General features: G+C 70.8%; 20 protein-coding genes. 10 read left to right on the top strand and 10 right to left on the bottom strand.

Translation table 11 applies throughout. The features are described 5' to 3' along the window. Window positions 1–371 precede the first annotated feature (371 nt). From ACX9TP_RS21175 to ACX9TP_RS21160, 4 genes are all read left to right on the top strand, one after another. Entirely contained in the window at window positions 372–698 is a 327-nt protein-coding gene (locus ACX9TP_RS21175; protein ID WP_482981535.1) for a hypothetical protein, read from the top strand. A gap of 112 nt (window positions 699–810) precedes the next feature. Further along, the gene (locus ACX9TP_RS21170) at window positions 811–2,337 is read left to right on the top strand and encodes a peptidoglycan-binding protein (RefSeq protein ID WP_482981534.1); all 1,527 of its coding nucleotides are present in this window, start codon (window positions 811–813) and stop codon (window positions 2,335–2,337) included. A gap of 318 nt (window positions 2,338–2,655) precedes the next feature. After that, window positions 2,656–3,402, top strand: coding sequence for a type 1 glutamine amidotransferase domain-containing protein (locus ACX9TP_RS21165; RefSeq protein WP_482981533.1), 747 nt, complete (start codon window positions 2,656–2,658; stop codon window positions 3,400–3,402). Window positions 3,403–3,436: 34 nt separating this feature from the next. Continuing rightward, window positions 3,437–4,366, top strand: a complete 930-nt coding sequence (locus ACX9TP_RS21160; RefSeq protein ID WP_482981532.1) for a helix-turn-helix transcriptional regulator — start codon at window positions 3,437–3,439, stop codon at window positions 4,364–4,366. 62 nt (window positions 4,367–4,428) lie between these two features. On the opposite strand, the gene ACX9TP_RS21155 is transcribed toward ACX9TP_RS21160, so the two are convergent. The 4 genes from ACX9TP_RS21155 to ACX9TP_RS21140 all read right to left on the bottom strand — a co-directional run bounded on the left by ACX9TP_RS21155 (window position 4,429) and on the right by ACX9TP_RS21140 (window position 6,916). Next, window positions 4,429–4,836, bottom strand: a complete 408-nt coding sequence (locus tag ACX9TP_RS21155) for a hypothetical protein (protein ID WP_482981531.1) — start codon at window positions 4,834–4,836, stop codon at window positions 4,429–4,431. A 141-nt stretch (window positions 4,837–4,977) separates the two neighbouring features. Next, on the bottom strand, window positions 4,978–5,493 hold the full coding sequence (locus ACX9TP_RS21150) for a hypothetical protein (RefSeq protein ID WP_482981530.1): 516 nt from the start codon (window positions 5,491–5,493) through the stop codon (window positions 4,978–4,980). Window positions 5,494–5,559: 66 nt separating this feature from the next. Next, window positions 5,560–5,958, bottom strand: a complete 399-nt coding sequence (locus tag ACX9TP_RS21145) for a hypothetical protein (RefSeq protein ID WP_482981529.1) — start codon at window positions 5,956–5,958, stop codon at window positions 5,560–5,562. Window positions 5,959–6,085: 127 nt separating this feature from the next. Next, window positions 6,086–6,916 (bottom strand): ion transporter, encoded by an 831-nt coding sequence (locus ACX9TP_RS21140; RefSeq protein ID WP_482981528.1) that lies wholly within the window; start codon window positions 6,914–6,916, stop codon window positions 6,086–6,088. Window positions 6,917–7,061: 145 nt separating this feature from the next. Between ACX9TP_RS21140 and ACX9TP_RS21135 the strand changes: the two genes are divergently transcribed. Together ACX9TP_RS21135 and ACX9TP_RS21130 are read left to right on the top strand one after the other, a co-directional pair. Beyond that, window positions 7,062–10,163 (top strand): serine/threonine-protein kinase, encoded by a 3,102-nt coding sequence (locus ACX9TP_RS21135; protein ID WP_482981527.1) that lies wholly within the window; start codon window positions 7,062–7,064, stop codon window positions 10,161–10,163. 58 nt (window positions 10,164–10,221) lie between these two features. Further along, window positions 10,222–11,103 carry a sigma-70 family RNA polymerase sigma factor gene (locus tag ACX9TP_RS21130; RefSeq protein WP_482981526.1) on the top strand — a complete coding sequence of 294 codons (882 nt, stop codon included), beginning with the start codon at window positions 10,222–10,224 and terminating at the stop codon, window positions 11,101–11,103. Between the two features lie 62 nt (window positions 11,104–11,165). Here ACX9TP_RS21130 and ACX9TP_RS21125 read toward each other — a convergent pair whose 3' ends face one another. The 3 genes from ACX9TP_RS21125 to ACX9TP_RS21115 form a co-directional block, all read right to left on the bottom strand. Beyond that, the gene (locus ACX9TP_RS21125) at window positions 11,166–12,365 is read right to left on the bottom strand and encodes an aminotransferase-like domain-containing protein (protein WP_482981525.1); all 1,200 of its coding nucleotides are present in this window, start codon (window positions 12,363–12,365) and stop codon (window positions 11,166–11,168) included. Between the two features lie 3 nt (window positions 12,366–12,368). Next, window positions 12,369–13,388, bottom strand: a complete 1,020-nt coding sequence (gene hppD, locus ACX9TP_RS21120; RefSeq protein WP_482981524.1) for a 4-hydroxyphenylpyruvate dioxygenase — start codon at window positions 13,386–13,388, stop codon at window positions 12,369–12,371. Between the two features lie 158 nt (window positions 13,389–13,546). Beyond that, the gene (locus ACX9TP_RS21115) at window positions 13,547–14,335 is read right to left on the bottom strand and encodes an alpha/beta hydrolase (protein WP_482981523.1); all 789 of its coding nucleotides are present in this window, start codon (window positions 14,333–14,335) and stop codon (window positions 13,547–13,549) included. 220 nt (window positions 14,336–14,555) lie between these two features. Between ACX9TP_RS21115 and ACX9TP_RS21110 the strand changes: the two genes are divergently transcribed. Both ACX9TP_RS21110 and ACX9TP_RS21105 read left to right on the top strand, forming a co-directional pair. Continuing rightward, on the top strand, window positions 14,556–16,145 hold the full coding sequence (locus ACX9TP_RS21110; protein WP_482981522.1) for an MBL fold metallo-hydrolase: 1,590 nt from the start codon (window positions 14,556–14,558) through the stop codon (window positions 16,143–16,145). A gap of 19 nt (window positions 16,146–16,164) precedes the next feature. Next, window positions 16,165–17,766, top strand: a complete 1,602-nt coding sequence (locus ACX9TP_RS21105) for an MBL fold metallo-hydrolase (protein ID WP_482981521.1) — start codon at window positions 16,165–16,167, stop codon at window positions 17,764–17,766. Between the two features lie 9 nt (window positions 17,767–17,775). Here ACX9TP_RS21105 and cysC read toward each other — a convergent pair whose 3' ends face one another. From cysC to cysD, 3 genes are read right to left on the bottom strand one after another with little or no spacing between them, the layout of a single operon-like run. After that, window positions 17,776–18,333: an adenylyl-sulfate kinase gene (cysC, locus tag ACX9TP_RS21100; RefSeq protein ID WP_482981520.1), complete on the bottom strand. Its 558-nt coding sequence runs from the start codon at window positions 18,331–18,333 to the stop codon at window positions 17,776–17,778. Between the two features lie 11 nt (window positions 18,334–18,344). Continuing rightward, on the bottom strand, window positions 18,345–19,601 hold the full coding sequence (locus tag ACX9TP_RS21095; RefSeq protein ID WP_482981519.1) for a sulfate adenylyltransferase subunit 1: 1,257 nt from the start codon (window positions 19,599–19,601) through the stop codon (window positions 18,345–18,347). Continuing rightward, on the bottom strand, window positions 19,601–20,506 hold the full coding sequence (cysD, locus tag ACX9TP_RS21090) for a sulfate adenylyltransferase subunit CysD (RefSeq protein ID WP_482981518.1): 906 nt from the start codon (window positions 20,504–20,506) through the stop codon (window positions 19,601–19,603). The genes ACX9TP_RS21095 and cysD overlap by 1 nt, the downstream gene beginning before the upstream one ends. 168 nt (window positions 20,507–20,674) lie before the next feature. Here cysD and ACX9TP_RS21085 point away from each other — a divergent pair, with 168 nt between their 5' ends. Further along, a complete protein-coding gene (locus ACX9TP_RS21085) occupies window positions 20,675–21,487 on the top strand; it encodes a GNAT family N-acetyltransferase (protein ID WP_482981517.1) in 813 nt (270 codons plus the stop codon). A gap of 36 nt (window positions 21,488–21,523) precedes the next feature. After that, window positions 21,524–22,300 carry a thioesterase II family protein gene (locus ACX9TP_RS21080; protein WP_482981516.1) on the top strand — a complete coding sequence of 259 codons (777 nt, stop codon included), beginning with the start codon at window positions 21,524–21,526 and terminating at the stop codon, window positions 22,298–22,300. Window positions 22,301–22,310: the final 10 nt, after the last annotated feature.

The following is a 22,310-nucleotide window of genomic DNA, read 5'->3' as shown; positions in this document are numbered from 1 at the left end:
GGTCCGGGGCCAGAGGCGCCGTCGCGCTCCGGGGCTCCTGGGCCCGCGCCTCACCTCCCCCTCCAGCGGCTCCCAGGAGCAGGAGCACGGCCAGTGCTCCCATGAGGTGCGTCTTCTGACACGTCTGCTTCAATCGATTCGGGTGCAAGCGTTCCCCCCCTCAACAACGAGCGGCGATTGTACCGGGCAGTCTGACTCCAGGCCGCGCGCTCCCCCGAGGGCGCGGCCCGAGCTGCCTGTTGGCAATGGCCCTGAATGAGGACCACGAGGAATGAGCCGCCGAGGCGGAAAACGATGCAGAGAATTCCACTGCCGAAGCTTGCGCCTGTCTCTTCAGGGGCGATGGGGAAGAGAAGCCCATCCACTACACCGTGGACGCTGACGTTGCGCCCCTCTTGATTCTCGTCCAGGGGCAGAACGCGGGCGACTTCATCTCCATCCACACGGAGCGCCATTCGGCGTCCAGCATGACGCGCATGATGCTCGCGGAAGGGGGACTGGTCGCGAAGGTCTGCTCCGGCGTGTTCGCAACGGCCGACGAACTGGACGCCATGCTCGCCAGCGAGCCCCAGCCACCTCCATCCTCCGCGCCCGCTGACGCGCAACACGTCACGCCCGCGGTCGCTCCGAAGGCCGTACCGGTCCGCGCCTCCATCCGCACCTCGAAAAGGAAGGGCCCCGCTCCCCTTCTGGCATGACACCCACGCCTACATCCACACACCCATTCCGGTCCTGAAAACTATTTCGGCAACTCGGCACATACCTCTCCCGACAATGGGACAGCCCCGACTGATCCGAAGGAACCCCCCCATGGCCATTGACTCGACCAGCCGCTCGACGACTCGCGTCTCCACTTCGCAGCGGACGAGCGTTCCCGTCGCGCAGACCTCGACGTCATCCGGACGCGGTACCACTCCGACGAACAACCGGGTGGGCACCTCCGGGGTGAGCTCGTTCGAGGGAACGAGCCGGACGGACCCCAACGCCATCCTCGGCCGCTACAACCCGACGGGCGCCTCGGACCGGACCGCGCGCCAGGACGGCATCCGGCAGGGGGGCCCTGCCGCCTCGCGCCAGATGGCGATGACCGACCTGCCGCGGCTGCAGCAGTACAAGGCGGACATCGAGTCGGTGGCGCAGGAGTACGGCTTCCCGCCGGCGCTGTTGGCCGCGATCATCAGCCGCGAGAGCCGCGGCGGCCAGGCGCTGGACGCCAACGGGCGCGGCGACGGTGGCGCGGGCTACGGCCTGATGCAGGTGGACCGGGGCACGGCCGCGGGCATCGGCGGCCCCCGCAGCCGCGAGAACATCGCGCAGGGCGCTGGCATCCTCCGGGACCAGCTCAACCAGGTGAAGCGCGACCACCCGAACTGGACCCCCGAGCAGCAGCTGCGCGGCGCGGTGGCCGCCTACAACATGGGCGCCGACGACGTGCGGACCCTCGAGGGGATGGACCGGGGCACCACCGGCGACGACTACTCCAACGACGTGTGGGCCCGCGCGCAGGCGCTGGCGCCGCACTTCGGTGGCGCCCCGACCGGCGGCGCGGAGAGCCGGCCCGAGATCAACCCGGACCGTCCCGCCACCGAGCGGAGCCGGACGACCACCCCCGCCCGCGCGGCCAGGCTGGAGCGGGGCGCGGAGAGCCCGCAGGTCGGCTCGCTCCAGCGGCAGCTCAAGGCGGCCGGCGTCAACCCGGGCCCCATCGACAACAAGTTCGGCCCGAAGACCGAGGCGGCGGTGCGCAAGTTCCAGCAGGCGAACGGCCTGAAGGTGGACGGCATCGTGGGGCCGCGCACCCGGGCGGCGCTCGAGGCGGCCAACGCTCCGGGCCAGCGTCCGACCACCGGCGGCAGCCGGCCCACCACCGGCACCACTGGCACCGGCGGCAGCCAGCCCACCACCGGCGGCGGTGTCAATGGCACCGCGCGCCTCAACAACTATCCCGCCGGCAAGGGCATGGCCACCGGCACCGTCACGGTGAACGGCAACACGTACCAGTTCAACTCCGGCTCGCGCAGCCTCTTCTCGGTTCCGCAGGGCGAGTTCCGGGTGACGGCGCATCGCAACAGCCGCTCTGACGCTGCCTTCACGCGGGACGGCGTCGGCTTCAGCTTCCGGCTCGAGGACCCTCGCCGTCCGGGCTCCGACAAGTTCTATGACCCTCGCGCGGGCCGGGATCGCACGCTGCTGCGCATCCACCCGGACGGTGGCCAGACCGGCACCGCGGGCTGCATCGGCATCGTCGGTGATGCGGCGACGTTGCGCCGGTTCCGCGACGACATGAACGCGGAGCTCCGCCGCAACGGCGGCTCGTACACGCTGCGCGTGCAGTAACGAGCACGAAGCGGCCGGCGCGGGGCGGCCCCGCCTCACGCAGGCGACGTTGGCGCATACGTTCAAGCCCACCCTCCAGTGGCGCCCTACCCTGGTGATGAAGCTGTCACCAGGAGGAGCGACATGGGTGCGTCCACCACGAATCGAGTTCCAACGTCCCCCGTGAGGCGGGCTTTCACGAGGCGTGTCTCCCGCCTCGTCTTCGCGGCCGCGGTCTGCGCGGGAATCATGGGGTGCGCAGCGCTTCCGACCCGCCAGGTGGTCTTTCCTCCAGGAGCCGCCACGGCCGAGGAGCTCCGCTCACCAGGAGCGGTTCTCATGGTCCTCTCCGCCGCGTCCGTGCAATCGCTCGCGGACGGGAGCACGCGGCAGACGGGCGTCTTCCTGAATGAGTTCTACGAGCCCTACCGGGCCCTCGTCGACGCGGGCTACGAGGTGGCCATCGCGACGCCAGCGGGTCGGGCACCGGTGTTCGACCCGGAGAGCCTCGAGCCGTCGTACTGGAAGAAGCACCCCGAGGCCCTCGCCGAAGCGCAGGCGCTCATCACGACGCTGCCGGGGCTGCTCGCGCCGCTTCACCTGTCCGAGGTCCGCGCGCGCTCCGACGCGTTTCAGGCCATCCTCGTTCCGGGCGGCCAGGGCGTCATGGTCGACCTGCTGCATGACGCCGACCTGCACGCCCTGCTCGTCGACTTCGGCGCCACGGACCGTCCCGTCGGGCTCGTCTGCCACGCCCCCGCGCTCCTGTCGCGACTGCCGGAAGACCGGAGTCCCTTCCTCGGCCGGCGCGTCACCTCGGTGTCTGGCTTCGAGGAGTGGTACATTGAGACGTTCGTGATGGGTGAACGCGCACAGGTTCGCGAGATTGGAGAGCAGCTCGACGGCGCGGGCTACCTCCATGAGACGGCCTTCCCGGGCCGCTCCAGGGCCGTGCGCGACTGCAACCTGGTGACCAGTCAAAACCCGTTCTCGGGTGCGGAGTTCAACACGCTCTTCCTCGCCGCGCTGACGGACTGGCGCAAGGCGGGTCGATGCGCCGGGCCGCCACCGCGTGCGTCCCGCTGACCCGAAGCCGGTGACCGTGATGGACCAGGGCACCATGACGAACGCGGCCCTGGGTGCGCTGTTGCACGCGGCCGTCGCTCGCGACTACCCGGACCTTCAGCTCCGGGGACGCGACAAGGTCACCGTGCTCCAGGCCGTCATGGATGCCCACGGCTGGCGGCCCGTGCTGGAGCTTGGCCGTGAGCTGCGCGCCCTGGCGGCCCATCCCGTCATCCGAGCCATCACCGGAGGGGCCACGCCCGGCCACATCCTCGAGCGGTGGAAGACGCTGGAGCGCTTCGGCCACTCGCGACACCGCACGCAGCTCCTCGACCACGACGCGGACGGTGCCCGGCTGACCCTGCGTCACGTGGCCATCGACGGAGGGAAGATTCTCGCCGTCAATGACCTGTTCGTCTGGGGCCTCGTCGTCGCGCTGCTGGAGCTCGCGGGCTACACGGAGCTGGTCGTCACCCTCACACCCGCCGCCAGCGAGCCCATGGTCATCCACGGCGGAGCCCCGGCGCCTGCCCCGCGGATGCTGCCTGACGCCACGGACGTGGCCACCTTCCACTGGAAGCCAGCGAAGCCGACGGACGCCTCTCGGTGCGAGGACTCGCAAGGTAATGACGTCCCTGAGCTCCGCGCCCGGCTCCAGAAGCTGATGACGGCGGACCTCCTTCACCCGTGGACCCTCGAGGAGGCCGCGTGGCGGCTCGCCCTCTCGCGCCGGAGTCTTCAGCGCGCCCTGCGGCAGGAGGGGACCACCTTCTCCGAGCTGCTGCAGCGCTCCCGCGTGGACGCCGCGCAGGCGCTGCTGGGAGATACACGCCTGACGCTCACGGACGTCGCGTTCTGCACCGGCTTCGCCGACCACGCCCACTTCACGAGGACGTTTCGCAGGTACAACGAAATCCCTCCGTCCGCGCTGCGCGAGATGCTGCTCACGCCCGCCGGCCCGTCAGGAAGAGCCGCACCTCGGTGAACCACCGTGGAGGAACACCCGGGGCGAGCTCATCCGCTCCCCCGCCCCGGGCTTCAATCCCTCTAGAAGTTCGAGTAGTTCGAGCCGTTCGACAGGCGGAGGTAGGTGCACGTGCCGGTGGTGTTCCACGTCACGTAGAAGTAGCCGCGGCTGCTCAGCGCCAGGTTCCAGATGGAGGACACCGTGGCGTCCGGGATGCAGGTGTACGTGCTGGGCGTGGTGGCGCCCCCCACCGTGTACCGGGCGTAGAAGCTGCGCGTGCCGTCCTCGTCCTCGCGGAAGGAGGCATACGAGGTCGTCGTCGCATCCTCACGAAAGCCAATCATGTTGCCGATGCAGTAACCCGAGCCATCCGTGTTCTGGTAGCAGGTGGCACTCTGCGACTCGAGGCCCGCGCTCGCGACGGAGGCAAGGCCAAGGGTGGCAAGTGCCACCACCGGGGTCAGCGACTTCAGGTGCAGGGACTTCATCGTCTTCTCCTTGAAGGGGCCAGCGCGCGGCTGTGCCCCGAATGGGGGTTGAGGTGGATTGCTTCCAGGAGCGCATGACGCGTCCTCCCGGGGTGCTTCTGTCAGGCAGACACCTTCCTGCTCGGGGATGTCGGGCCGGCCCTAGGGCAGCCCGTCGGCATCGTCCGAGGGGGTGAGCCGGTTCTGGTTGATGGCGACGACGATCTTCCGGCGGAGCGCCTCGGCTTCGGCCCGGCCGCCGAGCAGCGCGAGCTCGCGGCGGATCTCGTGGACGTCTTCGGCTGTCATGCGCCCGCTGGACACCATCCGCTCCACCAGCACGTCGGCCCGTGTCGCGGCCGCATGCTGCTCTGGAGTCAGGTTCGGAGGTGGCGCCGGGGGCTCCGCGGCTTGCGGACCCTCGGCGAATGTCCCGGACTCCTTCAGGAGGGTGACCATCCGCGCGGCAATGGCATCCAGGTCCTCGGCGGTGGGCCGTGCCGCGCCCGCCTCCAGGGACGGAGGAATCCCCGCCGCGTTGCCTCCAGCAGGCATGACGGAAGTCGGCGCCGGCAGCGCCCGGACGGCTCGGCGCAGTGACGCGACCTCGTCGGCCAGTTGCTGCATCCGCAGCTCCTGGGCCTGCTGTCCCTGGCTCACCGCGAGCCAGCTACCCACTCCGCATCCCAGGGCCAGGACGAGGCCCGGGAGCCATCCACGCAGGGCATTGACAGACATGGCGGCTCAGAAGTTGGCGTACTGGCTGCCGTTGTTCAGGTACAGCGAATAGCAGGCACCCGACGCGTCCCAGTAGATGGAGAAGTACCCGTGGTGGTTCATCGCCTTCGTCCACTGCGCGGCCGTGGCGGCGTTCGGCGTGCACGAGAAGTACGTCGTCGTCGTGCCAGACGTATAGGCCGCGGAGAAGGACCGGGTGCCGGAGTAGTACTGCGTGAAGTACGCGTACGTGTTGCTGCCGGCGTGGTTGCGGAAGCCGAGCATGCTTCCATAGCAACCACCGGAGTTGTCCGTGTTCTTGTAGCAGTACGCCGACTCCGTCTTGGACCCGGCCAGCGCGGCGGGCGCCGCGACGAGCGCCGCCAGCGACACGATGGGAGTCCACGTCGTCAGGATTCGCTTCATTTCCAATCCCCCTTCAGCGAGTTCACGTGTTCGGGGAAATCCCGGACACGCGAACAAAAACGAGGGAGGGGAAATACCTTCGGTGAATTTCAATTCCTCTCTGCGTCGCAGTGCGTTGCTGCGCGGGCTAGAGGCTGTGCCCGCAGAACTTGCAATGCGATGCGTCCAGGTCATGTCCCTGGACGCCGCAGCCGAGGCAGGCGCGCGTGTCGACCGCATGGCGGGTGGCGGCGGCCAGCTCCACGGAGACGATGCCGGTGGGCACCGCGATGATGCCGTAGCCCATCACCATCAGCACCGAGGCGATGAGCTGCCCGAGCACCGTCTTGGGTGTGATGTCGCCGAAGCCCACCGTCGTCACGGTGACGATGGCCCAGTACATGGCGCGGGGGATGCTGTCGAAGCCATTCGCTCCGCCCTCCACCACGTACATCACCGCGCCCATGATGACGACGATGGTGAGCACCGTGCCCAGGAACACCGTGATTTTCGGCCGGCTGGCGCGCAGCGCGGTGATGAGGATTTCCGCCTGTCCCAGCAGGTGGCCCAGCTTGAGCACGCGGAAGATGCGCAGCAGCCGCAGCACCCGCACCACCAGCAGCGACTGGGCGCCGGGAATCAGCACGCTCAGGAAGGTGGGGAGGATGGCCAGCAGGTCCACCAGCCCGAAGAAGCTGCGCATGTAGCGCAGGGGCCGCTGGACGGCGATGAGCCGCAGCACGTACTCGGCGGTGAACAGCGCCGTGAAGAACCACTCGGCGCCGCGGAGCACCGCGCCGTACCGCTCGCGCAGCGGCGCAACGCTCTCCAGCATCACCGCGACGATGCTGAAGACGATGGCCCACAGCAGCGTGATGTCGAACGCCTTCCCGGCCGGGGTGTCCGCTTCGAAGATGATGGTGTGCAACTGGTGGCGGAGGCCACCGTCGGACGGGCTCTGCTCGGAGGGGCTGGACACGGCGCCAGTCTAGGCGCCCGGTGGCCATTGGAAAGCGGAGCGGGAGCTGGCCGCGAAGACGCCAGGTTCCTGGCCAGCGGGCTCGTCCGGGGCCCCGACGCGGTAGGATATGTTTCCCAGGCTATCCAGCCTTCGGGCTGTTTCCATGACCCCATGTCCTGACGAGAACGAGTTGCTGGAATGGGAGCAGGGGCGCCTGTCCGCGGACGCCCTGGCCCGGCTGGAGGCGCACCTGGACCGGTGCGCGGCGTGCTGCACGGTGATGGCGGGGCTCGAGGGACAGCGGGCCCTGGAGTCCCCGCCGCCGCCCGAGCCGGGAGCGCCTCCGCGCGCTGGAGCGTGCGTGGGGCGCTACGTGCTGCTGCGCCGCGTGGGCGAGGGGGGCATGGGGGTGGTCTTCGCCGCGTATGACCCGGACCTGGACCGGGAGGTGGCGCTCAAGCTGCTCAAGCCCGGAGCGGTGGCGGACGCGGAGGCGCGCGGGCGGCTGGTGCGCGAGGCCCAGGCGCTGGCCCGGCTCTCCCACCCCAACGTCGTCATCGTCCATGACGTGGGCCTGGACGGCGACACCGTCTTCCTCGCCATGGAGCTGGTGCGGGGGCGGACGCTGCGCCACTGGCTGGCGGAGGCGCCGCGGCCGTGGCGCGAGGTGCTCGCGCGCATGCTCCAGGCGGGCCAGGGGCTGGCGGCCGCGCACGCCGTGGGGCTGGTGCACCGAGACTTCAAGCCGGACAACGTGCTGCTGGGCGACGACGGCCAGGTGCGAGTCACCGACTTCGGCCTCGCACACCGGGCTCCCGTCGAGCCTGGCACCGGGGACGGCCCCACCCCGGAGGCTTCGCCGGGGGAAGGCGACCCCCTCGCGGGCGTGCGGCAGGGCACCCCCGCGTACATGTCCCCGGAGCAGTGGCGGGGCGGGCGCGCGGACGCGCGCAGCGACCAGTTCAGCTTCTGCGTCGCGCTGTACGAGGCCCTCTTCGGCCAGCGGCCCTTCGCGGGCGGCACGGCGGGTGAGCGCGCCCGGGCCCTGCGCGACGGAAGGGTGACGCCTCCGCCCCGCGGCTCGCGCGTGCCCGGCGCCGTGCGCGACGCCGTGCTGCGCGGACTGGCCATGGAACCGGCCTCGCGTCACCCCTCCATGGACGCGCTGCTGGCCCGGCTCCAGTCCGGCCCGCGTGCGCGCCGCTGGCGCCAGGCGGCCGCGGCGCTGGTCACCGGCGTGGCGGCCAGCGCCGCCGTGGGCTTCGCGCTGGCCCGGGGTGACGCCGCCAGGGCGTGCACCGGCCTGGAGGCACGGCTGGAGGGCACCTGGGACGCGGAGCACCGGGCGCGGCTGGAGCAGCGCTTCCGTCAGGGCGCGCTGCCGGCGCCCGGGGAGGCCTTCGCGTCCACCGCGCGGGCGCTGGACGCCTATGCCCAGGCGCTGGTGGCCCAGGAGCGTCAGTCCTGCGAGGACACGCGCGTGCGGCAGGCGCAGTCCGAGCGACTGATGGACCTGCGCGCCGCGTGCCTGGATGGCCGGCGCCAGGCGCTGAGCGTCCTGGTGGAGCTGCTGGAGGAAGGCGAGCCGGAGGCGCTCACCCGTGCGCCCGAGGCCGCGCGGCAGCTCCCCTCCCTGGCCGCGTGCGCGGACCGGGACGCGCTCGCCCGCGTGGAGCCGCTGCCGCAAGGCCCGGAGGCCCGGGAGCGGCTGGCGGCGCTGGGCCGGGAGCTGGACGGGCTGCGCGTGCAGGGCGCGGCCGGGTTCCATGCGCGCGCGCTGCCCCGGCTGGAGGCGGTGGTGACGGCGCTGCGGGGCCTGGGGCACCGGCCCACGCTGGCGCGGGCCCTGCTGCTGCTGGGCGAGATGCGGGGCACCGCTGGCAGCTTCGCACCGGCGCGCGAGGCGCTGGAGGAGGCGGTGCGCGTCGCGGAGGCCGGGCACGACGACGAGACGGCCGCACACGCATGGAACCGCCTCCTCTACACGGAGGTCGAGGGCCTGGGCCTGGCGAAGGAGGCCGAGCGCACCGCGCGCATGGCGGAGGCGGCCCTGGAGCGGCTGGGGCCCGAGGCCTCCCTGGAGGTGGCCGCGGAGCTGCGCCGCGTCCACAGCCACCTCAGCTACCGGCTGGGAGACTACGCGCGGGCGCTCGCCGACGCCGGCAAGGCGCTCGCATTGCTGGAGCGGGCGCGCGGGCCGAAGGACGTGGCGCTCGCCGACGTGCTCATCGGCATGGGCCTGGCGCTCAACGCACTGGGGCGCTACGCCGAGGCGGAGCAGCACCATGCGCGCGCCCTGGCGTTGGTGGAAGCGGTGTATGGCCGCGAGCACCCACTGCGCGCCGCACACCTCAACAACGTGGCCACCGCGCTGCGCCTCCAGGGGAAGGTGGCCGAGGCCGTGGCGCGCTACGAAGAGGCCCTCACGCTGGGCGAGCGCCTCCTCGGCGCGGAGCACTCCAGCACCAGCAGGATACGGGTGAACCTGGGCGACGCGCTCTCGCGGCGGGGCCAGCTCGCGGAGGCGCTGCCCCACTACGAGCGCGCCCTCGCGAGCCTGCGCAAGGAAGAGGACGGCGGGCCGCTGCGGGTGGCCAACGTATTGCTGAGCCTGGGCAATGCCCGGGCGGACCTGGGACAGCTCACGCAGGCGGAGGCGAACTACCTCGAGGCGCTCGCCATCCAGGAAGCGCAGCTCGGCCCCCGGCACCCGGACGTGGCGCTGTCGCGCAACAACCTGGGCTTCGTGGCGATGGACTCGGGCAGACTCGTGGATGCGCGCGCCCACTTCGAGGCGGCGCGCGAGCTGTGGGAGGCCACGCTCGGCCCCAACCACCCGAAGGTGGCCAGCGCGCTGTACAACCTGGGGCACGTGGAGCTGCGCCTGCGCAGGGTGCGCCCGGCGCTCGTCCACCTGCGGCGGGCGCTGGCGTTGCGCGAGCAGGCGCTCGGAGCGGAGCACCCCCGGGTCGCACAGACGCTCGGGCTGCTGGGCGAGGCACTGCTGGAGGGCGGACACCTGCGCGAGGCCCGCGAGCCGCTGGAGCGGGCGGTGGCGCTCTCCGCGCGGGTGGAGCTGGCCCCTCCCGAGCGGGCCCGGGCGAGCTTCGCGCTCGCCCGCCTCCTCTGGCAGTCTCGCGGCGAGCGACACCGGGCGGTCATCCTGGCGCGCGAGGCCATGGAGGCCTACGCCCGCGGCGCGCCCGTCTACGCGCCCCGGGTGCGCGAGGTCCAGGTCTGGCTGTCCACGCACGGCTCCCCCTGAGCCTGGCACCGTGTCTCACTCCCGCCCGCGAAGGCGGGCTCGTCGGTGGAGGTGCATCTTGGCGTCCGAGCAGACCGAGTCCTTCCTGTCGCGGGCGCCGCGGACGCTCGTCCCGGCGTTGCGCTCCCATGCGGGCCTGGAGGAAGCGCTCGAGAACCTGGTGCGGCAGGCGCGCGCGGCGTGGCCCCGGGTGGACATGGAGGCGGGGGCCTTCCTCGCACACGTGGCCGAGCGGCTGCCCCCCACGGGCGAGGTGGGCGAGGTGCTCGCGAGCCTGCGCGCGGGAGAGCTCTTCCTCGCCTTCGCCTGCACGCGGGGCGATGCGCGGGCGCTCGAGGCGCTCGACGCGCAGGTGCTGTCCCAGGTGGGGACGTGGCTGCCGCGCGAGGCCCCCTCCCTCGTGGACGAGCTGCGGCAGGTGTTGAGCCAGCGGCTGCTCGTCCCGGTGGACGGGGCGGCGCCGAAGCTGGCCTCCTATTCCGGGCGCGGTCCACTGGCGCAGTGGGTGCGGGCGGTGGCGCTGCGGCTCCACATCGACCAGCAGCGCGCCGCGCCGCGGGAGCAGCCCGTGGGGGAGGCCCCGGTGGAGCTGGCGGAGCGGCTGGGCGCGGACCCCGAGCTGGCCTTCATCCGCGAGCGGCACCAGGAGGACTTCCGCGTGGCCTTCCGCGCCGCGCTGGGCCGGCTGGACGCCCGGGAGCGCAACCTGCTGCGGCTGCACCACGTGCACGGCCTGTCCATCGACTCGGTGGGCGCCACGTTCCAGGCGCCCCGCTCCACCGTGGCGCGCTGGATTGTCCGCGCACGGGAGCAGCTGCTGGCACTCACCCGGGAGGAGCTGACGGCCCGGCTGGGGCTCACGCCCGACGAGCTGGACAGCATGCTGCGCCTCGTGGGCAGCCAGCTCGACGTCAGCCTTCGCCAGCTCATGACGGACTGACGGGCCTCGGAATCACACCGCCCGGAAGGGGCCGCCCATTGCCGGGCGGCCCGTCCCCTTCCCTACCGCGCCGCCAGCACCCGGCCCAGCCGCGCCACGGCCTCTTCAATCCTCGCCGGCTCGCAGTTGCTGAAGTTCAGCCGCATGCAGTGCGCGGCGGACCGCCCACCCGGCACCGAGAAGGCCTGCCCGGGCAGGTACGCCACCTTCTCCGTCTCCAGCGCGCGCGGCAGCAGCGCGGTGGTGTCCGCCCCTTCGGGCAGCTCCACCCAGACGAACATGCCGCTCGTGGGCTTCGTCCACGTCGCGCCCTTCGGCATGTGCGTCTCCAGCGCCTTCAGGAGCGCGTCGCGCCGCAGCCGGTACTCCGTGCGCAGCCGCCCCAGGTGCCCCTCCAGCTTCCCCGAGTCCAGGAACGACAGGACGATGCGCTGGGTGAATGTCGCGGTGTCGATGTCGCTCGACTCCTTCACCGTGGCCAGCCGGAACACCATCGGCTCCGGCACCACCACCCAGCCCACGCGCAGGGCGGGCGCGAGAATCTTCGAGAACGAGCCCACGTAGAACACCCACTGGTCGTCCATTGCCCGCAGCGGCGGCAGCACCGTGTCCTCGTACTGGAGGAAGCCGTACGCGTCGTCCTCGATGACGGGCATCCGGTAGTCGCGCGCCAGCTTCACCAGCCGCTCGCGCGCCTCCAGCGCCAGGCCCGTGCCCAGCGGGTTGTGCCCGTCGCTCATCGTGTACAGGAACGCCGGCCGCTCGCCCGCCTTCAGCATGGACTCCACCGCATCCAGGTCGATGCCCGTGCGCGCGTCCCGCCGCACCGGCAGCCGCTTCGCCTGGTACGGCTCCAGCACCTGCTGGAACCCCGAGTACACGCGGTCCTCCAGCATCACCGACTGGCCGGGCTCCAGCATCAGCCGCACCAGGAGGTTCATCCCCTGCTGCGCGCCCGTCGTCAGGAACACCTGCTGCGGCGTGCAGCGCACGCCCCGCTTCGCCATCATCGCGACGATGTGCTCGCGCAACGGCTGCAGCGTGGCCGAGTACTGCAGCGCCCCACCCTGCTCCGCCAGGACGCTCGCCGCCGCCTGCCCCATGCCTTCGGTGGGGAACAGCTCCGCGGCCGGCAGCCCCAGCGCCAGGGAGAAGACGCCGGGCTTGGTGATGTTCTGCAGCATGTCCTGCATGGCGGACGGCGCCAGCCGCCGCGCCCAGGACGCCAGGGGAAGCTCAGGGGTGTTCATCGGGGACGACATGGTTCAAGGCCTCCGGGCCTGCTCACGCTCCACCGCTTCGAACAACGCGCGGATGTTGGCACCGCCAAACCCGCGCGCGTCCTTGCGCTGGATGACTTCGAAGAAGAGGGTGCGCCGCGAGTGCATGGAGCGGGTGAATGCCTGCAACAGCAGCCCCCACGCATCACGGTCCACCAGGATGCCGTAGTCTCGCGTCCGGGCCACGTCCAGGTCCAGCCTCCCCAGCCGCTCCTCGAGCACCTCGTAGTACGTCGGCGGAATATCCAGGAAATCCACACCGCGCGTGCGCAGCGCCCGGATGGCCGCCTCGATGTCGTGGCTCAGCATGGCGAAGTGCTGCACGCCCGGGCCGCCGTGGCGCGCCAGGAAGTCGTCAATCTGCCCCGGCTTGCCGTCCCGCGCGGGCTCCATCATCGGGAAGCAGATGCGCCCGTTGTCGTTCTGCACCACCTTGGAGTTCATCCCGCTCTCCCCCGTCCGCACGTTCTCCTCGTGCGACTCGTGGAAGCCGAAGACGTCCCGGTAGAAGCGCACCATGGGCTCCAGCTGCCCGGGCTCCAGGGCGATGGCCAGGTGGTCCAGCGCCGCGAAGGGCTCGAACGAGGGCAGCGGAAAGCCCTCCGTCACCGGCAGGTACACCCCGGGCATGAAGTCCTCCGGCCCGCCCCGCGACTCGCGCTGGATGAAGGAGTGCACCACGTCCCCCATCGCCGCCACCGTCGCGCGCGTCACCCGGGCGGCGCCGTCGCCGCACACCGCGGGCCCGCTCACCGGCCGCGCGCCCCGGCGCACCACGTCCCGGAAGGCCGCCTCCACGTCCGTCACGCGCAGCGCGATGTCCCGCACCGCGTCCCCATGCCGCCGCACGAAGTCCGCCGCAGGCCCCTCTCCCGAGGCCTCCGTGAGCACCAGCCGCAGGTGGCCCTGCTGCAGGAGCAGCGAGCGCCCCGCCTCCGCCCGTCCCACGACGCGAAACCCGAACGTCCCCACATAGAAGCGTGCCGCCGCCCCTGCGTCCTCCACCCACATTTCCACATGGTCAACTTCCCTGAAATACATGTGTTCCCCCGAAGCAGGGGACGCATGATACTTCATTGAAAGATGAACATTCCAGATAGGGCGGAGTGGCGCGGAAGGCCGCCTTCATGGGTAGCCTCGCGCTTTCGTGCCCGTCCGACGGCTCAGGGAGCGGCGGGCGCCGTGAGGAAGTTGAAGCCCTCCTTCGCCAGGGTGACGGGCACCGCGTGGCGCCCTTCGAACTCGCGGTAGTCCACCACGTAGTCCTCCTTCAGGAGCTGCTCGTTGATGTAGCGGCCTCCGAAGTCGATGGGCAGCACCGGGTCCTGGGTGCCGTGGGTCATGAACACGGTGGGCTTGCCCCGGAGCTCGGAGGCGGCGACGAAGCCCGGCGAGAAGGCGGCGATGCGGCGGAAGAACCCACCGTTGGTGAGCCCGACGGACAGCGCGTAGCTGGCACCGTCGGAGAAGCCGCTGATGGAGACGCGCGCCGGGTCCACGGAGTACTCGCGGAACACGCGGTCCAGCCCGCGACTGATGCGGGACAGGTCCACGTTGTAGTGGCCCCGCTCGATCATGTCCCACGTGAAGCCCACCGACTTGGGCGCCATCACCAGCGTGCCGTTGGCCTTGGCCTCCTCGCGCATGATGGTCAGGATGGACTCCGGATTCCCGCCGGCCCCGTGCAGCAGCACCACCAGCGCCGCGGGCGTGTCCGGCTGGTAGCTGTCCGGGACCAGCAACACCCCGGCGTCCGGGTTGTCCGCGTCCATGGGCAGCTCCCCTCGCTGCGCCGAGGGCTCGGTGGGCGGCGTCACCTCCTTGTCCATGCGCGCCGAGCCGAAGCGCGCCTCCGTCAGGTGTCCCGGCTCGCTGCACCCGGCCATCGTCACCAGCAGCACCAGGAGGACGCCTGCCTGCCCTCCCCGGAACGTCGCGCGTGCGGTCTTCATCCGTCGCCAACCCCTTGTGAATGGCCGGGAATCTCTTGGGGAAACGCGGCCTCTCCGGCGCCATATCGCGCGGGAACCTTCACCGGCATGCCTGGGAGCACCTTCACCGTCCGTGTCATCCCGGGCCCCCACCCGTGCGTGTGGACGGAAATCCGTGTATCAACCGGGCTCCGCTGCTCGCAATCCCCGCCGGAAAATCAAGCCTCGCCCGGAGACTGTAATGCTGGACCGCCCGATGTACCTGAAGCCGAACGTCGCCATCGAGCCGCTCTACAACCAGTGGTACACGTGGTGGTACCTGCTGTCCCCGGCAACGGCGCCGCTGTTCGTGACGAACCTGCACCTGAAGCTGATGCAGTCCTTCGTCGCCAACCCGGACGTGCACGTCGCGGCGCTGAAGAACCCCATGCTGATGGGCGGCCCCTTCATCAACCACCCGGCCTCGCGCGTGCCGCAGGTGAAGGAGCTGCTGGAGCGCACCCAGCGCGAGCAGGCGCACATGCTGGCGTACACCAAGGCCATGGCGGAGCTGGAGCAGCTCATGGCGCCCAACAACGGTGGCTCGCTGGAGTCGCTCTACCCCAAGGTGCCGGACCTGCTGCGCGGCTACGTGGAGCTCACGTATGACTTGAGCCACCGCGCCAGCGCCCGCGTCATCGAGCCGCTGCTGTACCGCAGCAAGTTCTACCAGGAGTCGTCGCAGAGCGTGACGCTCAACATGGTGGACGGCGACTGGCGCCCGTACATCTTCAGCACGCCGCGCCTGGAGGAGGACTCGCCCCTGTGGCTGAAGGTCCCCTTCAAGCACGAGGGCCTGGACGAGCTGTTCCGCATGCGCCACACCGCCGGCTCTCCGGGCAAGGTGGCGGAGATGCTGGGCGTGTCTCCCAGCGCCGCGGGCGCCTTCGCCAACCTCTTCACGGACGCCGAGCCGCGCCGCGCGGAGCGCTACACGGGTGAGGGCGTGCGGGTGCGCTACTTCGGCCATGCCTGCGTGCTGCTGGAGACGAAGGACGTCAGCATCCTCACGGACCCCGTCATCAGCTACGAGTTCCCCACGGAGCTGCCGCGCTTCACCCACTCGGACCTGCCCGAGAAGATCGACTACGTGGTCCTCACCCACGGCCACGCCGACCACCTGATGATGGAGACGCTGCTCCAGCTGCGGCACCGGGTGGGCACCATCATCGTCCCGCGCAACAACGGCAACTCGCTGGCGGACCCCTCGCTGCGGCTGATGCTGCACCACACCGGCTTCAAGAACGTGGTGGAGATCGACGACCTGCAGGAGATTCCCGTGCCGGGCGGCTCCATCACCGGCCTGCCCTTCATGGGCGAGCACAGCGACCTGGCCATCCAGGCGAAGACGGCGCACCTCATCCGGCTGGGCGGCAAGTCCCTGCTGATGGCGGCGGACTCCAACGCGATTGAGCCGCGCCTGTACCAGCACCTGCGCGACATCGTCGGCTCCATCGACGTGCTCTTCCTCGGCATGGAGTGCGAGGGCGGCCCGATGAGCTGGATGTACGGCCCGCTCCTGAGCAACCCGCTGCCCCGGAAGATGGACCAGGCCCGCCGGCTCAACGGCTCGGACAGCGCCCGCGCCACGGAGATCACCAACTACCTGGCCCCCAAGGAGGTCTACGTCTACGCGATGGGCCAGGAGCCCTGGCTGCGCCACGTGATGATCCTCGTGTACGACGACAAGGCCCCGCAGATCGTCGAGTCGAACAAGTTCCTGGAGCACTGCAAGACGAAGAGCATCCAGGCCGAGCGTCCCTACGTGCGGCTGGAGCGCATCCTCAAGTAGCCTCCCGCGTCGAACGCCCATGACGACAGCACCCCTCTATCGCCTCGCGGACTCGACCCTCGTCGAGCCGCTCGTTCAGGACTGGATGGCGTGGTGGATGACGGTGGCCCCGGTGGCCGCCAGCCTCCACACGCACGCGTACCAGGTGCCCCTGCTGAAGAACTACCTGCAGGGGCCGGACTTCCACGCCCGCGCGGCGAAGGACCCGGCCCTGTCCGGCACGTCCTTCGTGGGCATCCCCGCCGCGCGCGCCGGCGAGGTGAATGCGCTCCTGCAGCGGATGCAGGCGGACCAGGCGGACCGCATCCAGTTCGCCGAGGCGCTGGAGGAGTTCCAGGGCTGGCTCCTGGCGGAGGCGAAGGGCCAGTCGCTGGAGCCGCTCTACGCGAAGGTGCCCGAGCCGCTGCGCGGGCTCGTGGAGCTGGGCTACGACTACTACAACCGCCCCTTCGTCCGGTTCCTGGAGGGGCTCGTGTACCGCGGCCGCCTGCACAAGCAGGAGCTGCAGTCGCTGCGCCTGTCGCGGCTGGAGCGCGACGGCCGCGCCTCCCTCCAGGCGACGCCGCGCCTGCTCGAGGCGGGGCAGCTCGACTGGAAGGTGCCCTTCCACGACGCGCGGCTGGACGCGCTGTTCGGCCTGGACCTGGAGCCGAAGCCGCTGCCGTGGATCCGGGATTTGCTCGGGCCCGCGGTGAAGGACGACGCACAGCTGCTGCCGCTGCTGTCCGAGGCCCCCCTGCCCCCGCCCCCGGAGCCCTGGAATGGCTCCGTGCCGCGCGTGCGCTACGTGGGCCACGCGTGCGTGCTGGTGGAGTGGAAGGGGACGAGCATCCTCACGGACGCGGTGATTCCGGTGCGCCCCGTGGAAGGGGGCATGGAGCGCGTCTGCTTCACGGACCTGCCGCGCCGCATCGACTACGTGCTCATCACCCACAGCCACCCGGACCACTGGGACGTGGAGACGCTGCTGCGCCTGCGCCAGCGCATCGGCCAGCTGGTGGTGCCGCGCTCCAGCGGGCTGCTGGTGGGTGACTACTCGCTGCCCCTCCTGGCCCGCTCGCTGGGCTTCCGCAACGTGCTGGAGCCGCAGGCCCTGGAGTCCATTCCCATCCCCGACGGGGAAATCCTCGCCGCGCCCTTCCTGGGTGAGCACGGCGACCTGCTCCACGCGAAGTCCTCGTGGGTCGTCCGCGCCGGCAACCAGCGCCTGTTCTTCGCCGCGGACTCCACCAACGTGGATGACGCCCTCTACCGCAACCTCCGCCAGGCGGTGGGCGAGCTGCACACCGTGTTCATGAACACGGAGATAGAGGGCGCGCCGCACACGTGGATGCTGGAGGCGCTCTTCCCCAAGAAGCGCGACAGGAAGCTGGAGAAGAACCGCCGCTGCCGGGGCAGCAACACCACCGAGGGCCTGCGGATGCTGGAGCTGCTCGGCGCGAAGCGGCTCTTCAACTACGCCATGGGCCTGGAGCCGTGGATGGAGCACATCATCGGCCCGCCCGCGGGGCCGGAGACTCCTCGCATGAAGGAGTCCGACCGGCTGCTGGTGGAGTGCCGGGAGCGGGGCCTCGCCGCACAGCGGCTGTGCGGCCCCACCACCTTCACGCTGGACGCCTGAGAGAAAACCTCAGGCGGCCACGGCGGAGGCCAGCAGGCCCCGGTCGCGCAGCGTGTCCAGCACGCGCTCCAGGCCTGCATCCACCGACTCCGCGTCCGAGCGCACGGTGGCCTCGGGGGCCTCCGGCGCCTCGTACGGGTCCGACACGCCGGTGAAGTGGGGAATCTCCCCGGCGAGCGCCTTCTTGTAGAGGCCCTTCACGTCGCGGGCGATGAGCGCGTCCAGGCTGGCCTGGATGTAGACCTCGAGGAAGGGGATGCCCTTCGCCTCGGCCATGCGGCGCACCTCGTTGCGCGAGCCCCGGTAGGGGGAGATGGCGGCGACGATGACGCCCACGTCGTGCTTGGCGAGCAGCAGCGCCACGTTGCCGATGCGCCGCACGTTCTCCTCGCGGTCCTCCCGCGAGAAGCCCAGGCCGCGCGACAGCCAGGTGCGCACCTCGTCACCGTCCAGCAACTCCACCGGCCGCACCCCGTCCATGCGCGCCTGCAGCGCGCGGGACAGCGTGCTCTTGCCCGCGCCGGACATGCCCGTCAGCCAGAGGATGAATCCCGTTGTCTGCCGCATCTTCATTCACCTCAAACCGCGGGGCCGTTGATCATCCCGGCGCCCACCGTGGCGTTGGTCGCCTCGTCGATGAGGATGAAGCTGCCGGTGTGGCGGTTGCGCTGGTACTCGTCGAAGAACAGGGGGACCGTGGTGCGCAGCGTCACCCGGCCAATCTCGTTCAGCTTCAGCTGCGCGCTGTCCGCATCCCGGTGGAGCGTGTTCACGTCCAGCCGGTAGTGCAGCTGGTTGATCTTCGCCCGCGCCATGCGCGTGGTGTGCTTGATGGCCAGCCGCGCGCCGGGCTGCAGCGTCGTGGTCTCCGACAGCCAGCACACCATCGCGTCGATGTCCTGGCCCGACGTGGGCGGGTTGCCCGGGCGGCAGAGCATGTCGCCGCGGCTGATGTCCAGCTCCTCGGCCAGCGACACGTTGACGGACATGGGCGGGAAGGCCTCCGTGAGGCTCTTGCCCGCCAGGTCGATGTCGCGGATGCGCGTGGTGAAGCCGGAGGGCATCACCATCACCTCGTCACCCGGACGCAGCACGCCGCCCAGCACCTGCCCCGCGTAGGCGCGGTAGTCATGGTACTTCGCGGACATGGGGCGGATGACGCTCTGGACCGGGAAGCGCACGTGGATGAGGTTCCGGTCGGACGCGATGTGCACGTTCTCCAGGTGGTGCAGGAGCGTGGGGCCCTCGTACCAGGGCATCTTGTCCGAGCGCGACACCACGTTGTCCCCGCCCAGCGCGGAGATGGGGACGAACGTGAGGTCCTGCACGTCCAGCTTCATGGAGAACTGGCGGAACTCCTCGCGGATCTTGTCGAAGACGGCCTGGTCGAAGCCCACCAGGTCCATCTTGTTGACGCACAACACCAGGTGCGGCACCCGCAGGAGCGACGCGATGAAGGCATGGCGGCGCGTCTGCTCCAGCACGCCCTTGCGCGCGTCCACGAGGATGAGCGCCAGGTCCGCCGTGGACGCGCCCGTCACCATGTTGCGCGTGTACTGCAGGTGTCCGGGCGTGTCCGCGATGATGAACTTGCGCTTCACCGTCGAGAAGTAGCGGTACGCCACGTCGATGGTGATGCCCTGCTCGCGCTCGGCCTTCAGGCCGTCGAGCAGGAGCGCCAGGTTGACGTACTCGTCACCCCGGGCGCGGCTGGTGCGCTCCACCGAGGCCAGCTGGTCCTCGAGGATGGACTTGGTGTCGTAGAGCAGCCGGCCAATGAGGGTGCTCTTTCCGTCATCGACGGAGCCCGCGGTCGCGAAACGAAGCAGTTCCACTAGAAGTAACCCTCACGCTTGCGGTCTTCCATCGCCGTCTCGCTGAACTTGTCGTCGGCGCGGCTGGCGCCGCGCTCGGTGACGCGCGAGGCGCGAATCTCGTTGACGACCTGCTCCACGGTGGTGGCCGAGGACTCGACGCACGCGGTGCAGGTCATGTCGCCCACGGTGCGGAAGCGCACCTCGGCGGTGATGACTTCCTCTCCGGGCAGCATCTGGAGGAAGGGCGACCAGGCCATCAGCATGCCGTCGCGACGGAACACCTCGCGCCGGTGGCTGTAGTAGATGGACGGCAGCGCCACCTTCTCCTGGTCGATGTACTGCCAGATGTCCAGCTCGGTCCAGTTGGACAGGGGGAACACGCGCAGGTGCTCACCCCTCCGGTGCCGGGCGTTGTAGAGGTTCCACAGCTCCGGGCGCTGGTTCTTCGGGTCCCACTGCCCGAACTCGTCGCGGAAGGAGAAGACGCGCTCCTTCGCGCGGGCCTTCTCCTCGTCGCGCCGGGCGCCGCCGAACACGGCGTTGAACTGGTGCTTCTCGATGGCCTCCAGCAGGGGCACCGTCTGCGCGCGGTTGCGCGAGGCGCGAGGCCCCTTCTCCTCCGCCACCCGGCCACCATCGATGGCCTCCTGCACCGACGCGACGATGAGCCGCGCCCCCAGCTCCGCCACGCGTGCGTCGCGGTACTGGAGGACCTCCGGGAAGTTATGCCCGGTGTCCACGTGCATCAGCGGGAAGGGCAGCGGTGCCGGCGCGAACGCCTTCACCGCCAGGTGCAACATCACCGCCGAGTCCTTCCCTCCGGAGAACAGAAGGACGGGCCGATCCAGCTCGGCCGCCACCTCCCGGATGATGAAGATGGACTCGGCTTCCAGGGCCTCGAGATGTGACAGCTCGTAACTCACGAGGCGGCAAACTAGCACAGCTCTCCGGCAGCCCTGCCAGCCCCCAATATCCGGCGACACTTGATACATCGGGTGAGTGGGTCCGGGCCGGCGACGTCCCAGGTGGGCCGCCGCGGACCCGGGCTCACGGGCAGTGTGGGTTTGAGGCAGACTGCTCCCGAGGTGGCCATGGACGCCGAGTCATTGCCGCACCCGGAGCCCCGCCTGCTGGCGTGGCGCATCGAGCAGGCGCAGGCGGAGCAGGTGGACCAGACGCCCCTGCCCGGCCGCGTGGGGCGGCCCTCGCTGTACGTGGCGGGGGGGCGGGCCATCTACACCGGCCCCCGGGCGCTGTTCTCCGTGGCGCTGGGCGTGGGGCTGGGCGGCGCGGTGAGCGAGGAGGACATGGACCGGATGGAGGCGCTGCTGGGCCAGGGCGGCGGCGCGGCCCGCATCGAGCTGAACCCCTTCTGCGACGCGTCCCTGGGCCAGGCGCTGGCGCGGCGCCGGTATGCCGTGGAGTCCTTCCAGCTCGTCTGGTGGCGCCGTCCGGGGGTCGTCCCTCCGCCGCCTCCGGGCATCACGGTGCGGCCCATGGGCGTGGGCGAGGAGCGCACCTGGGCGGACCTCTTCTTCCATGCGTACGCGGGGCGCCCCGCGACGGCGGAGGTGGAATTGATGGGCGGCCTCAACCTGACGCGCACGCCCTGCAACACCTGCTTCCTGGCGTGCGTGGACGGGGAGCCCCGGGGCGTGGGCGTGGTGTCCGAGACGGGCGGGGTGGCGCTGCTGTCGGGGGATGGGGTCCCCCTGCCCTACCGGGGGCGGGGGCTCCAGCTGGCGCTCATCCACGCACGGCTGGCGTGGGCAGCCGAGCATGGCTGCGACGTGGCCACCGCGTCGACGGAGCCCGCCACCGCGTCCCAGCGCAGCTACGAGAAGGCGGGGTTCCGCTGCGCATACCCGAAGCTCATCATGGTGCGGCCGGCGCCGGGGACTTGACCCGTTTTCCGTGCCCGTGCGACAGAGCCTCAAGCCATGCCCAGTCCGACCCCCCAGAGCCCCGACCGCTGGTTCCCGACGCGCAAGCCGCTGACCGACCCGCGCATGCGGCTGTTCTGCTTCCCCTTCGCGGGCGGCAGCGCGGCCATCTACAACACCTGGGGCGCCGGCATGCCCGTGGGCGTGGAGCTGTGCGCGGTGCAGCTGCCCGGCCGCGAGCGCCGGCTGATGGAGAAGCCCATCGACAACCTGCCGGCGCTGGTGGACGCGCTGCTGCCGGTGCTGGCGCCGCTGCTCGACAGGCCCTTCGCCTTCTTCGGCTACAGCATGGGCTCGCGCATCTCCCTGGAGCTGACGCGCCGCCTGCACGTGCGCAACGGCCCCATGCCCAAGGGCCTCATGCTGGCCGCCGCCGGCCCGCCGCGGGAGAACGACCGCGAGCCCATCCACCACCTGCCCGAGGCCGAGTTCATCGCGCACCTGCGCAAGTACGACGGCACGCCGGAGGAAATCCTCCAGCACAAGGAGCTGCTGGAGCTGCTGCTGCCCACGCTGCGCGCGGACTTCGCGCTCGCCTGGTGGGAGAACGGCAACCACCCCGTGAAGCTGGACGTCCCCATCTCCGCCATGGGCGCCGTGGGGGACGCGCACGTCCCCGTGGCCAAGCTGGAGACGTGGCGCGAGGAGACCTCGAACGCGGACTTCCGCGTCCGTCACTTCCCCGGCGGCCACTTCTTCATCCGCCAGCACCAGGACGCCATCCTCACCGCCGTGCGCGAGGACCTCGCGCGGTGGATGACCCCGGCGCCCTGAGCGGGCCGCG

Source organism: Pyxidicoccus sp. M15, from assembly GCF_056858435.1.
Note: the sequence above shows the minus strand (reverse complement) of the source record. Positions and strands in the feature narration are given on the sequence as shown.

Coding starts and splice junctions, on each gene's coding strand:
- ACX9TP_RS21170 (WP_482981534.1), top strand. CDS start 811: ATGGCCATTGACTCGACCAGCCGCTCGACGACTCGCGTCTCCACTTCG.
- ACX9TP_RS21165 (WP_482981533.1), top strand. CDS start 2,656: ATGGTCCTCTCCGCCGCGTCCGTGCAATCGCTCGCGGACGGGAGCACG.
- ACX9TP_RS21160 (WP_482981532.1), top strand. CDS start 3,437: ATGACGAACGCGGCCCTGGGTGCGCTGTTGCACGCGGCCGTCGCTCGC.
- ACX9TP_RS21155 (WP_482981531.1), bottom strand. CDS start 4,836: ATGAAGTCCCTGCACCTGAAGTCGCTGACCCCGGTGGTGGCACTTGCC.
- ACX9TP_RS21145 (WP_482981529.1), bottom strand. CDS start 5,958: ATGAAGCGAATCCTGACGACGTGGACTCCCATCGTGTCGCTGGCGGCG.
- ACX9TP_RS21135 (WP_482981527.1), top strand. CDS start 7,062: ATGACCCCATGTCCTGACGAGAACGAGTTGCTGGAATGGGAGCAGGGG.
- ACX9TP_RS21125 (WP_482981525.1), bottom strand. CDS start 12,365: ATGTCGTCCCCGATGAACACCCCTGAGCTTCCCCTGGCGTCCTGGGCG.
- ACX9TP_RS21115 (WP_482981523.1), bottom strand. CDS start 14,335: ATGAAGACCGCACGCGCGACGTTCCGGGGAGGGCAGGCAGGCGTCCTC.
- ACX9TP_RS21110 (WP_482981522.1), top strand. CDS start 14,556: ATGCTGGACCGCCCGATGTACCTGAAGCCGAACGTCGCCATCGAGCCG.
- ACX9TP_RS21105 (WP_482981521.1), top strand. CDS start 16,165: ATGACGACAGCACCCCTCTATCGCCTCGCGGACTCGACCCTCGTCGAG.
- cysC (WP_482981520.1), bottom strand. CDS start 18,333: ATGCGGCAGACAACGGGATTCATCCTCTGGCTGACGGGCATGTCCGGC.
- ACX9TP_RS21085 (WP_482981517.1), top strand. CDS start 20,675: ATGGACGCCGAGTCATTGCCGCACCCGGAGCCCCGCCTGCTGGCGTGG.
- ACX9TP_RS21080 (WP_482981516.1), top strand. CDS start 21,524: ATGCCCAGTCCGACCCCCCAGAGCCCCGACCGCTGGTTCCCGACGCGC.